11 protein-coding genes are annotated in these 12,512 nt (G+C 39.4%); 4 read left to right on the top strand and 7 right to left on the bottom strand.

The window, feature by feature from the left end:
* Positions 1-20: 20 nt before the first annotated feature.
* The 3 genes from BMX63_RS02965 (at position 21) to BMX63_RS02955 (ending at position 3,352) form a co-directional block, all read left to right on the top strand.
* Positions 21-1,400 (top strand): PTS transporter subunit EIIC, encoded by a 1,380-nt coding sequence (locus BMX63_RS02965; RefSeq protein WP_093131830.1) that lies wholly within the window; start codon positions 21-23, stop codon positions 1,398-1,400.
* A gap of 54 nt (positions 1,401-1,454) precedes the next feature.
* The gene (locus tag BMX63_RS02960; RefSeq protein ID WP_093131828.1) at positions 1,455-2,525 is read left to right on the top strand and encodes a DUF871 domain-containing protein; all 1,071 of its coding nucleotides are present in this window, start codon (positions 1,455-1,457) and stop codon (positions 2,523-2,525) included.
* A gap of 284 nt (positions 2,526-2,809) precedes the next feature.
* Positions 2,810-3,352 carry an NADPH-dependent FMN reductase gene (locus BMX63_RS02955; RefSeq protein WP_093131826.1) on the top strand — a complete coding sequence of 181 codons (543 nt, stop codon included), beginning with the start codon at positions 2,810-2,812 and terminating at the stop codon, positions 3,350-3,352.
* Between the two features lie 197 nt (positions 3,353-3,549).
* On the opposite strand, the gene BMX63_RS17865 is transcribed toward BMX63_RS02955, so the two are convergent.
* The 4 genes from BMX63_RS17865 to BMX63_RS02935 form a co-directional block, all read right to left on the bottom strand.
* Positions 3,550-3,732, bottom strand: a complete 183-nt coding sequence (locus tag BMX63_RS17865; RefSeq protein WP_093131824.1) for a hypothetical protein — start codon at positions 3,730-3,732, stop codon at positions 3,550-3,552.
* A gap of 35 nt (positions 3,733-3,767) precedes the next feature.
* Positions 3,768-5,474, bottom strand: coding sequence for an ABC1 kinase family protein (locus BMX63_RS02945; protein WP_245732690.1), 1,707 nt, complete (start codon positions 5,472-5,474; stop codon positions 3,768-3,770).
* An 8-nt stretch (positions 5,475-5,482) separates the two neighbouring features.
* Positions 5,483-5,782, bottom strand: a complete 300-nt coding sequence (locus BMX63_RS02940) for a phasin family protein (protein ID WP_093131823.1) — start codon at positions 5,780-5,782, stop codon at positions 5,483-5,485.
* 502 nt (positions 5,783-6,284) lie between these two features.
* A complete protein-coding gene (locus BMX63_RS02935) occupies positions 6,285-6,935 on the bottom strand; it encodes an SDR family oxidoreductase (RefSeq protein ID WP_093131821.1) in 651 nt (216 codons plus the stop codon).
* 206 nt (positions 6,936-7,141) lie between these two features.
* Between BMX63_RS02935 and BMX63_RS02930 the strand changes: the two genes are divergently transcribed.
* Positions 7,142-7,357 carry a DUF6366 family protein gene (locus BMX63_RS02930; RefSeq protein WP_093131820.1) on the top strand — a complete coding sequence of 72 codons (216 nt, stop codon included), beginning with the start codon at positions 7,142-7,144 and terminating at the stop codon, positions 7,355-7,357.
* A 114-nt stretch (positions 7,358-7,471) separates the two neighbouring features.
* On the opposite strand, the gene fdhD is transcribed toward BMX63_RS02930, so the two are convergent.
* The 3 genes from fdhD to BMX63_RS02915 all read right to left on the bottom strand — a co-directional run bounded on the left by fdhD (position 7,472) and on the right by BMX63_RS02915 (position 12,239).
* On the bottom strand, positions 7,472-8,278 hold the full coding sequence (gene fdhD / locus BMX63_RS02925) for a formate dehydrogenase accessory sulfurtransferase FdhD (RefSeq protein WP_093131818.1): 807 nt from the start codon (positions 8,276-8,278) through the stop codon (positions 7,472-7,474).
* 167 nt (positions 8,279-8,445) lie between these two features.
* Positions 8,446-10,797, bottom strand: a complete 2,352-nt coding sequence (locus BMX63_RS02920) for an FdhF/YdeP family oxidoreductase (protein WP_093131816.1) — start codon at positions 10,795-10,797, stop codon at positions 8,446-8,448.
* A gap of 164 nt (positions 10,798-10,961) precedes the next feature.
* Positions 10,962-12,239: an L-lactate MFS transporter gene (locus BMX63_RS02915; RefSeq protein WP_093131814.1), complete on the bottom strand. Its 1,278-nt coding sequence runs from the start codon at positions 12,237-12,239 to the stop codon at positions 10,962-10,964.
* Between the last annotated feature and the right edge of the window lie 273 nt (positions 12,240-12,512).

The following is a 12,512-nucleotide window of genomic DNA, read 5'->3' as shown; positions in this document are numbered from 1 at the left end:
TCAATTAGGGGGGGAACCTAATGAAAAAAGAAGAACAATTAGCGAGAGAGATTCTTAAACAAGTTGGGGGAGAAGAAAACATCCGTTCTTTTACCCACTGCATGACCCGTGTAAGACTTAATTTAAAAGATGATGCAAAAGCCAATGTAAAAGATTTGAAACAAATAGATGGGGTTATGGGAGTCGTCGAGGATGATACCCTGCAAATTGTGGTTGGTCCAGGTACTGTAAACAAAGTGTCAGATCACATCACAAATATTACAGGGATTCAAATGGGAGAAGAGCTTGATGTAAATGAAGATGATCTTGCCGATAAGACAAAGGCGAACATTAAGAAGAAAAATAATACACCATTTAAGAATCTGCTCCGTAAAATTGGCGGTATTTTCATTCCACTGATACCTGGTATTGTCGGTTCAGGTATTATCAATGGTACAGCTGGATTTTTAAACAATGCCGGTGTGGATACATCCTTAACCTGGATGCAGCTTCTAATCGTTTTAGGGGGAAGTATTTTCTCCTATTTAGCTATTATCGTAGGCTGGAATACTGCAAAAGAATTTGGCGGGACACCCGTATTAGGTGCCATTGCTGGAATTATCACGATGAATCCAGCCTTAGCTGATATTACCCTCTTTGGAAACGATTTAGCTCCGGGATATGGAGGATTAATTGGTGCCATGTTCGCAGCCTGGTTAATGGTATTTTTCGAGAAGCAATTCCGAAAGATTATCCCAAATGTTGTCGATATCATCTTTACGCCATTATTAACGATCTTAGTGGTTGGTTTGCTAACATTAGTTGTGGTTCAACCAGTCGCCGGTATTCTATCTACTGGTATTACTTCTGGGATTAATGCTGTATTAAGCCTTGGTGGTGCTTTAGGAAGTGCAGTAGCCGGAGCTTTACTAGGGGGATTTTTCCTACCATTAGTTATGTTTGGTCTTCACCATGGATTAACCCCAATCCATATGGAATTAATTAATTCCTTTGGTTCAACGGCATTACTTCCAATTTTGGCGATGGCTGGAGCCAGTCAGGTTGGAGCAGCGATTGCAATATATGTAAAAACGAGAAATAAACGACTGCGTAATGTGATTAAAGGTGGTCTTCCAACAGGATTTCTCGGAATCGGTGAACCATTAATTTATGGGGTCACTCTTCCGTTAGGACGTCCATTTATTACCGCTTGTTTAGGTGCTGCTGTTGGAGGAGCGTATCAGGCAGTAGTAGGTACAGCATCTTCTGGTATCGGGGTATCTGGTATCCCACTTATTCCACTCATAGTTGATAATAAGTTTCTATTTTATTTCATCGGTCTACTAATCACTTATACCGCCGGCTTTATCATGACGTACTTCTTCGGATTTAAAGAAGAGATGGCGGATAACCTAGACTAAATACAAAGGGAGAATGGATTTCTCCCTTTTTCAAATAGAAAGGTGTGAATTATATTGCTCGGTGTCTCCATCTATTTGTCGAATCATTCCGTAACGGAACAGGAATCTTATATTCAATCCATGAGTAAACTCGGGTTTACTAGTATTTTTACTTCCCTGCACATCCCGGAGGACAACCCTGAAACCTATAAAAAAGGATTAGTTGACTTAGGCAAGCTCGCCAAGACCTACGATATGGAACTGTTTGCAGATATTTCGCCCAAATCACTGGACTACCTAGGCTTTCCCTGGGACAACGCTCACCATTTAAAGGAATGGGGACTTACAGGACTGCGCGTTGATTACGGAATTTCTGATGAAACCATTGCTGCATTATCCAATAAAATGAAGGTTGCATTGAATGCCAGTACAATCACACATGAAAATATGGAAGCTTTACGAAAAAATGGAACTGATTTTTCTAGGATTGAAGCCTGGCACAATTACTATCCTCGCCCGGAAACCGGTTTAAGTATCAAAGATTTCAATGAAAAAAATAAGTTTTTAAAGGCTGAGGGATTGACCGTAATGGCTTTTATTCCAGGCGATGGGGAACAAAGAGGCCCTGTTTATCAGGGGCTTCCAACCATTGAAGCTCATCGGAACCGTTCCAGCTTTTCTTCCTTTATGGAATTCCATCATAATCAATGGGTAGATAAGATTTTAATTGGGGATCCGTCGATTAATGAGGATTCGAAGAGACAATTTGCAGATTATCGCAATCAAGTAGTTCGACTTAGAGCAAAACCCTATACAACCCAGGAAGATATAAAAAATCAATTACAAGAAAAGCAAACCAATCGCCTGGATCCAGCAAGAGATGTCATTCGATCTGCAGAATCCAGACAATACGGACTGATTGGACATTTTCCGGTCCAAGCTAATCATACAGGGGAACGTACAGAAGGATCCATTACGATTGATAATGAAAAATACGGACGCTATCAAGGAGAAATTCAAATTACCAAACGCAATCTTCCGGCTGACGAAAAGGTTAATGTGATTGGCCGGGTTATCCCTGAAGATCGATATTTACTTCCATATATCAAAGGTGGAGTTGCGTTTAAAATGGAATGGACCGAATAATTGAGCCGGAGGACAGATCTATAGATTTGTCCTCCACTTTTATGCTTGTTTCATCGGATATTTTTCGTCTGATGTAGAGTACCAAATGGATGCCCAGGTGATGCTTAAATGGACTACAATTCAAAGCCTCACTCCCGTATTCGTGATATTATGCTATATTCCAGCAGCTATCATCAATTTTATTTGGTTAACCTCCCCATCTAACCTGGAGCACAATCCTGTCTACTCGTGCCTGAAAATGATACGATGGGATTATGATGAACTTAGGCTTAGGAGGTTTTTTTATGAAACTAGTAGGCGTGTCAGGTTCCTTAGTTGGTTCCAAAATTTTAGAAGCTGTTTACCACTTTTTGAATACAGCAAAGGCAATAGATCCTACTATCAAAACGGAACTAATTGATTTAAAAGAAGAAGACGTTGAATTATTCCATGGTCCTTCTCTTTCTTTCTACAACCAGAATACATGGGATGTCGTAAATAAAATCACAACAGCAGATTTTCTTTTGTTTTCTACCCCTATTTACCAGGCCTCCATTTCAGGATCTTTTAAGAATTTATTAGACTATATGCCGCAAAACGCCTTTAAAGGAAAAGTAACCGGATTTATTACTGTAGGCGGCTCTGGAAAACACGCTTTAGTAGGGGATTACCAGTTAAAACCGATTCTTTCTTATTTAAAAGGAATAATTCCTAACAACAATGTGTTTATCCACAACACCTCCTTTGCAGAAGAAGGAGATTTGGAGGATGAGAAGGTGATTCGTCGCTTAGAGAAGCTGGCGAAGGAAATGATATCTCTCCAAAAAGGATTAAACGTAAATGACTGACATAAAGCAGTAATGTCCATCCTCCGTACCAAAAGAGGATGGCAAAAGTTTTTATCAAAGAAAAAATACAAACCCAATAAAAAATGAGACAGATGAACCTGTCGTCTTTTTTCCTTAGTCGGCAAACCCTTGCTTCGCAAGGGTTTAATTATCGTATCTATTGATTTCCTTTCTTTAATAGAATCGTTACTTAAATATCATTCAGGTAATGCTCCTTTTAGATTATCCGGTAAGGTAAAGTTTGCGTTAACAAAAGTACCTGGTTCGCATTTAATCGATAAAATATATAGAACAGTATTATAAAGATTATCATGATATGCATAAAAGGAACCATTACTTTCATGTAAAAAGGATTGTCTCAAAATCAAGACAATCCTCATTTCTACATGACAATATGTTCGTTCTACTCCCCCCTTTAAAACCTTCCAGACCTGAATATAGAATACAAGAGCCAAAGAAACATTAAGGTAGCAACCACAAATCCTATTTCAACTGCGGGGAAGTTCCATACTAATGACGATTCTCCACCCAAAGCTGAACCTATAATCAACCCTACCATTATGATGCTAAAGGCAAGGAGGACGATACTGAAGGACAGCCGATTACTAATCCGGTCCAATTTATTCAAAAATAATTCAAGATTTGGCATTGATAATTCCAAAGGGACCTTGCCCTTTTTAATCATCGATGTCAGCTCACGAACATTTTTCGGTATATCGATGAATATTTCCCTAAACTCATTCCACTGGTTAAACAAATTCTCAGCAAGCGTTTTGGGGTGGTATCGTTCCTTTAATAATTGTTTTCCAAATGGCTCAGCAATTTGGATAATGCTAATCTCTGGATCTAATTTTTCTACCATTCCTTCCAGAGTAAGAAGTGTTTTTCCTAGCAATGTGAGATCAGAGGGCAGCTTAATATGATGCCGATTAGCTACCTCAAATAAATCATTGACTGCCTCACCTAAACTTATTTGACTAAGGGATACATCATAATACTTTTCCCGAAGCTCATCGACATCCGCCCGTAGCATCAGCATATCCACATCATCGGGAACGAGTCCCATATTGGTGATTGCTCTAATAACCCCATCTGTATTTTGACGCATCATCGAAATTACAAGCGAAGCAAAATTATCCTTCATCCCTTTTGTGATACGACCAGCCAGTCCAAAATCCATAAAAACAATTACTTCTCCTGGTAGTATCGAGATGTTACCAGGATGGGGGTCCCCATGAAAAAATCCCTCTATTAAGATTTGATGAAAAACTGCATTCGTAATTCGCTCACCCAAAAGCTTAGTGTCATACCCTTTTTCCTTAAGAGCATCCAAATCATTCAGCTTTGTACCTTCAACAAATTCCATTGTAAGAACTTTTTTGGTTGTAAAATTCCAGTAAACCTCAGGGATTTGGATCATTGGAGTTTCCTGGAATTGTTTTGCTATTTTATCGGCATTGTGACCTTCCTTGGCATAATCCAATTCATCTAAAATAGCCTTCGAAAACTCCTCAACCATCTCTCTTACCTGATATTGAGCAGCCCACTCAAGTCTTAATTCCGCTAGTACCGCTAATTGCAGAAGAATTTCCAAATCCGTCTTAATCATATCCTCAATATCTGGACGCTGAACCTTTACAGCTACTTTTTCACCAGTCTTTAAAACAGCATAATGAACCTGACCAATCGATGCTGCGGCAAGGGGAGTTTCTTCAAATTTAGTAAAGATTGATTCTATTTCGTCTCCCAATTCACGCTCTATAATTGATTTTACTTGCTGATATGGAAAAGGGGGCACTTCATCCTGAAGCTTTTCCATTTCTTGAATAATATCCTCTGGTATTAAATCCGGTCGTGTGCTGGCAATTTGTCCAAGTTTGATAAAAGTGGGTCCTAATTCTTCTAAGAATAACCGAACCCGCTCTCCTCTCGTTTTGATATGTACTTCTTTTTCCTTATCGTGAATGAATAAACGCTTGGGTAAGGATAGGATAGTATCCATCCCCAGTTCTCTGACAAGGAAGCCAAAGCCATTGCGGGAGAAGGCTGTAGCAATTTCTCTGTATCGCTGCAAATGCCGTACTCTCTTTTCAAAAATAAGCACCCCCTCCTTTCTAATCATTAAAATATTTATTGATTATTGTTTTGATTCTCCAATTGTTCCAAACGCTTTTCCAACTCGCTGATATCTTCCTTAGTTGCAACATTTAAATCATTTAGTACCTTATTTAATTTCTGTTGGATTTTTCCCTCTAACTCCTGCTGGGTCTCCTGGCCTCTCTCCCATATCTCATTATAGAATTCCTTTGATTCCTGTTGGCTTAACTCACCTTTTTTCACCAGTTCATCTAAAACCTTTTGTGCCTGTTCCTTACTTGTTAAAGCTAAACCAATTCCTAACGACAAACCTTTTTTAAGAGTATTCTTCATTATAGATTCCTCCTTTTTTTAATGAATATATACTTCACGAGCAACAACTACTTTTCCAAATTATCTATCTATTTAAATTATAACAAGAAAGGGGAAACCATGACATTAATGTTCACAAAAATATAACAGTATAAACAGAATCGGTGCTTGTCACTCCATTTAATTATTTTTTCACGATAAGGATTCTTTTATTTTCTATACTGGAAAAAATGCCTATGAAATTTTTTAATCCTATTCTCCAAATTTTGTCACCTCTTTTTAAAAGATTAAGCTGATCATTATCAAATTAATCCTGCTATACATGATTTCCATATGGATTTTCTTTTTTTAATCCTATTTATCTTTTAATGGACCATGATATTCCATTTTTATCCACCTTTCCCATAATAAGTCCAGACCCATAGGAATGGATTCTTTAGGAAATTCTGTATTTTTCCAGTAATCAAAAAGGACATGTATATCGACTATACATGCCCTAAGTTATTGTGATATTTGTTTTTGTTTAGATAGAATCTATAGCATCCTTTACCGGTGTTGTACCCGTTACAAGTTGAAACTCCTTGCCAACAGTTGAATCATTTTCTAAAGCAGCAACGATGACTCGTGCTACATCCTCTCTAGGTACTTCCCCTCTATCCACTTCGACAGCAGCTTTTACTTGTCCTTTACCTTCGTCATTAGTCAGTGCGCCAGGATGTATAATCGTATAATCCAGATCTGTCCGCTTCAACCATTCGTCTGCATAGTGCTTCGCCGCAACATATGGGGCAAAGGAGGAAGGAGCACCCTGGATCGCTTCCCGTGTTGTATCAAACGAACTAATCATAATGAAACGCTTTACTCCAGCAGCTTTAGCTGCTTCAATCGTTTTTACTGCGCCATCTAAATCAATCATAATGGTTTTGTCTTTCCCAGTATGTGGACCGGATCCTGCTGTAAATACAATTGCATCTACTCCCTCAGCAGCATTAGCAATCGTATCAATACCTCCTTCGAGATCGACTATCGCAGTTTCTGCACCTAAATCTTCAAAAAAGGAAGCCTGCTCCTGCTTACGAATCATTGCCTTAGCTTCCAGATTATCAGTATCCTGAATAAATGAAACGAGGTGCTTTCCAATTTGTCCATTTGCTCCTACAACAAGAACCTTCATTGCTACCATCCTTTCTTTATTCTTACCTACATCTATCGTATACATATTGTAGCAGGATGTCCAATTATGGGCATTACATGCAGTTGCTTCCCTTTTCTACTTAACCATAAGATGTTAATCTATGGTATAAATCTAATAAAATCAGATTTACCAATGAGGATAAAGGAATATTTGGTTATCATTTAAGAAAATGGAGGGGTGTGACAATGAGGGAAGACAAGGAAACACCTGAAAGAAGAAGAGAAAGCCTAAGACAAGAAGAATTAATGAGAAACCCAACTGGAAATATGAATGATGGATTTAATAGGACTGAAACTGGAAATCTTGCAGACTTAGTTGGTCGTTTAGGTTGGAAGGGGACTGGAATACTTATCTTTGTTATTATAATAGGTTTTATAATCGTATCTATCTTCTTAAACTGAGAAGACTATTTATTGATCTTTTATTATGCACTTCTACAACTACACAGTTGTAGAATATGATACCTACATAGACAGGTTGATTGACTTGTGAAATTTTCATTTTGATAAGTAGCTTCAGGCCTCTGTCCTACTCACATCCAATAACCTTTCCGGGTGGGTATATATATTCATTTTATTTCCTCTGGCAAATCCGATGGCGGTAATATTAAGGTCATGGGCCAGATTAAGAGCCAAATCAGTTGGAGCAGATTTTGAAATGAGAATCCCAACGCCAATTTTTGATATTTTTAATAATACTTCTGATGAAATACGTCCACTGAACACGATAAGTTTGTCGGATAGGGGGATTTTATTTTCCAATACATGTCCATATATTTTATCCAATGCATTATGCCGTCCAATATCTGTTCGAATCGCCACCATCTCATCCAATGTACATAGGGCTGCATTATGAACACCACCTGTTAGATGAAAATGTTCGGATTGTTTCTGCATCTCTTTCATTAGTGACAAACTCTGATCAACTGTAATCATCATGCGACTTAAGACCGTTTTGGCTGTTTTTACATCACTTTTAAAGTAGAACTGACGACTTTTACCGCAGCAGGAACCAATAAAGCGCTTGGAATGACTTGTTGTATCCTCGGGTAATGATTTATGCAAATCAACATAGATAAAACCGGCATCCTCATCAATGTCTATGGATTTAATCTCATCGTAAAACAATATGATACCTTCTGAAGCTAAAAACCCAATAACAAGATCATGCAAGTCACCTGGTGTACAAACCATGGTCGCAAATTCTTCCCCATTGACAACAACCGTTATCGGTAATTCCGTTGCCACAATTTCCTCTCTTTCCGACAGACCTTCACCATCATATTCGATAATTCGCCAATGATTAATGGTTTCATTAGACATTGGTCTCCACCCTTTTTTGTATTGTATCATTCCATTCTCATTACTTTACCCAATCATCCACCTCATTATACACGTGTGATGGGGGGATGAGATAAGTATTTCTTCCTTCATTAAAAGTCATCCCCCATCATTATTTAAATCATAATATGCTCTCATACTACCAGTCGTTAATGTGGATCCATTTCTAATTCTTCTATCCGTTTTTCTACATATTGGGTATCCTTATGTGCGTAATAGGTTTCTGCTTTTTCCACAATAACCGACGTGTTGTATTCTGGAATTCCGGCATATTTTTCATAAACCCCTTTTGGAATGAAAGCATTTCCTTCTGGCCAGTGGACTTCAATATTCCCTTGTTTCATCGGTTCAAACTTTGCCCGGCCATTAAATGTACCATGCTGATTATAAACCACAATCGCATCGCCTTCCTGAATATCATGTTTTTTCGCATCCTCTTCATTCATAAGAACATCATCACGACTTGCATTATTAAAAGGATCTGATTCACTGTAAATCATGGAATTAAATTGTTTTCCGCGTCGTGTGGTTACATGAAAGTGGCCTTCAGGTTTTCGAAGCTCTGGAACTTCCACAGTAATCAGATTTCCTTTCCCATCAGGGGTCGGACATTCTCCCCCTTCACATAACCAGGCCCCACCCCATTGAAAAACATCTCCTTCCTCCCTTAGGTTCTGGATTCCATCATAATTAGGGGCTGCCTTTGCGATTTCATCACGAATTTGCTGGGCGGTTTCAAAGTTTATAAGATGTTTTTGATCTGGTTTCACTCTCTTGGCAAGATCCACATAAATCTCCCATTCCGCCCGTGCCTCTTCTATTCTAGGACCTTTAATTTCCGGTGATAGATATACCATTCTTTCCGTTGAGGTAGACGTACCTCCTCCAGGCTGTTCATATCTGGTCATAGCTGGCAGGACAATTACCGCTTCTTTAGCATCAACCAAGGTCGACGTATTAAAAATAATATCCTGATGGACCCGGATATCGATATTTTCCAGACACTGTTTAACAAAGTCAGGATTTGGCATGGTCTCTAAGAAATTACCGCCGGACATGTAATAGAGCTGCAGTTTTCGCTCATGGTCCTCAGGAAGAAGAGCGTTTTCAAGAGATACTCCTACAATGTCCCCTTGCCACTCTGGGATAGGAAAACCCCAGACATCTTTTATGCGCTTCCTGTTTTCTTCCTTCATGCCTCCACCTGGCAGCACAAATGGGTCGGCTCCCATTTCTCCAGATCCCTGCACACCTGAATGTCCTCGAATAGGCATAACACCACAATTCTCTCTGCCAATAAAACCACGCAGCATTGCCAGATTCGCTACTTGAGAAACGTTATCTGTACCAAAACGATGCTGAGTAAGCCCCATGGACCAGACAAAGACACCTGATTGTGATTGAGCCAGTATTTCTGCTAATTCTCTTATTCTATCTTTCGATAATCCGGAAGACTTCTCTAAAATGTCCCAATCATAGTAGGTCACCTTTTGCTTTAACTCCTTAAATCCATTAACGTGCTGCTGAACAAACTCATGGTCAATGGCAGATCCAGGTTCCTGTTCCTCCATTTCAAACCAGTGCTTCATGATGCCATGCATAAAGGCAATGTCCCCACCAATATTTACCTGGTATACATCATCCGCAATCTTCGTTCCAAATAAAGCGGAATCCGGAATCGATGGTACCCAATATTGATCCATAGAAGGTTCGTAATACGGATTAATGATAATTATCTTCGTCCCTTTTCGCTTGGCGGCATACATGTATTTGGTTGATACCGGCTGATTATTAGCTGCAACTGATCCCCAGAAAATAAGGACATCTGATCCAATCCAGTCTTTGTAGTTACAGCTTGAAGCCCCAATACCAAGCGAACGGCTTAGTGCTGTTTTGGATGGTGAATGACAGATACGAGAGGCATTATCAATATTATTCGTCCCTAAAAAGCGGGCCACTTTTCCAGCTGTATAATACGTTTCATTGGTAATGCCTCTTGATGTTAAATAAAAGCCGTATTGTTTTGGATCCATTCCTTTCATCTTTTCCGCCACCATATCAAGTGCTTCATCCCAGGACAAGCGTCTAAACCTTCTTTCACCGGGCTTACGAATAAGCGGATAAGGGATACGACCTAATTTTCTTAATTCAGTACTGCTCATTTTCCTTAAATCATCAATATCCGCATGAAGGACATCCTCCTTCATCGCGTGCATAGTATTTAATCGGAGTACATTTAATCTTGTTGTACATAAATGAGGCCCTTTAAGTGTTTGATCCTGAAAGCCCAACACACCTAATGCGCAGCCATCACAAACGCCCTTTCTTAAAATACGTGTCGCGTAGGGTAGATTATCTTTATTTTCCCAGGCAACCTTCATCATATCCCGAATATGATGCGGCTTAATTTTTCCTAAACCAAATGGAACCTTACTTACCCACAAGCTTGGGTCAGGTTTTTTCGGCAATTTCACAGGACCGGAGTGCTTTGTAGTTCCCAAAGAATATCCCTCCGTTTAAAAATGATTTTAGTATATCCTATTAACGTAGTACGAACTTTAAAACTTTTGTTATGGAAGAAAAACGTCGTAACGCATCTTTTATATAAAAATGATCGTTACGACTTGTTGAGATAGGCTTATTGATATGTCTCCATAACTTTATTTTAGTTTAACTCGGCACCCGCCATATTTGGATCAGGCTTTTCCTGTTTATTTCGTAGCCTGTTGATATCTGCCCGAATCCAAAGAGATAATCCAAATGCAGCTACAAACAAAATACCAAATATATACAATGTAGCATTATAACTGTTTGTTAGATCATAGACAGCTGAGAGAAGTATTGGTCCAACTACCCCTGCCAATGCCCAGGCTGTTAAAATGTAGCCGTGGATGGCGCCAAGTTGTTTCGTTCCAAAGATATCTCCAATATAAGCTGGAATGGTAGCAAATCCACCACCATAACAGGTTAGAATAGCAAACACTAAAATTTGGAACAAAAGGGCGCTGTAAGCAATAGGCAGTGTGAAGAAAGCGATGATTTGTATCACAAAGAATGCTGTATAAACATTTGGTCGCCCCATATAATCTGACAAAGATGCCCAGCCAATTCTCCCTAATCCATTAAACAAGCCATTCAGTCCAACCATGGCGGCTGCCGCAATAGGTGTCATACCTGCAATTTCCTGTGCCATTGGCGAGGCGACAGAAATGATAGCGATTCCACAAGTGACATTAATAAAAAGCATGAACCAGAGCATGTAAAAGCGGCGTGTTTTAACAGCTTGATTGGCGGTAAGCTGTGCAAGATCTGGTTTAATTTGCTTACCTCCACTCTGCTCTTCGGAATCAAATCCTTTTGGAACCCAGTCCTCAGGTGGTGGAGCTAAGTATTGAGATGAGGCGGTCATGACGATAAAATAAATGGCTCCAAGAATATAAAAGGTGGTCGAAATGCCGACAGACTCAATTAAGGCTGCAGCGGCTGGTCCACTAATTAAGGATGCAAAGCCAAATCCCATAATGGCAAGTCCCGTTGCTAGCCCACGTCTATCCGGGAACCATTTAACCAAAGTAGAAACCGGTGCGATATACCCAATCCCTAAACCAATACCACCGATAATCCCATAGAACAGATATAATAGATACAAAGATTCAAAGTAAGTGGCTAAACCTGAACCTGCTACTCCAACACCAAAGAACAGTGCCGCGAGCATGCCTGACTTTCTTGGACCTTGTTTTTCTACAAACCTTCCCATAAAAGCTGCAGATAGACCAAGAATAAAGATCGCAATACTAAACGCCATGGAAATTTCCGTAGTCTCCCAGCCAAATGAATTCGCCATTGGGTTGGTGAACACGCTCCATGCGTACGCAGATCCGATGGAAATATGAATACCAACAGCAGATGCCGCAATTAGCCAGCGATTTTTGACCTTATCCATACGTTTCCCCCTCACTTCATGATGATTAGAGCTCGTAAAAAGGCCACAGTTTGTCTACTGGCGCTGCCTCTTTCATATTCATAAGAGGGACTGCAAACCATATAAGATTATCAAACAGGACCTTTTGTGGATACCATATTTTTATGCGTACTTTTTTATGAATATTTTATGAAAATTTATAAAGTGAGGTCTTTCAGGTTCCGGATATGAATCGTTTGGAAATCTTATGAAGGATTTTGCCGGCCTTTTGATTAATAATTCAAAATGAAACGA

This window comes from Salinibacillus kushneri (assembly GCF_900111405.1).
GTDB classification, from domain to species: Bacteria; Bacillota; Bacilli; order Bacillales; family Alkalibacillaceae; genus Salinibacillus; species Salinibacillus kushneri.
Note: the sequence above shows the minus strand (reverse complement) of the source record. Positions and strands in the feature narration are given on the sequence as shown.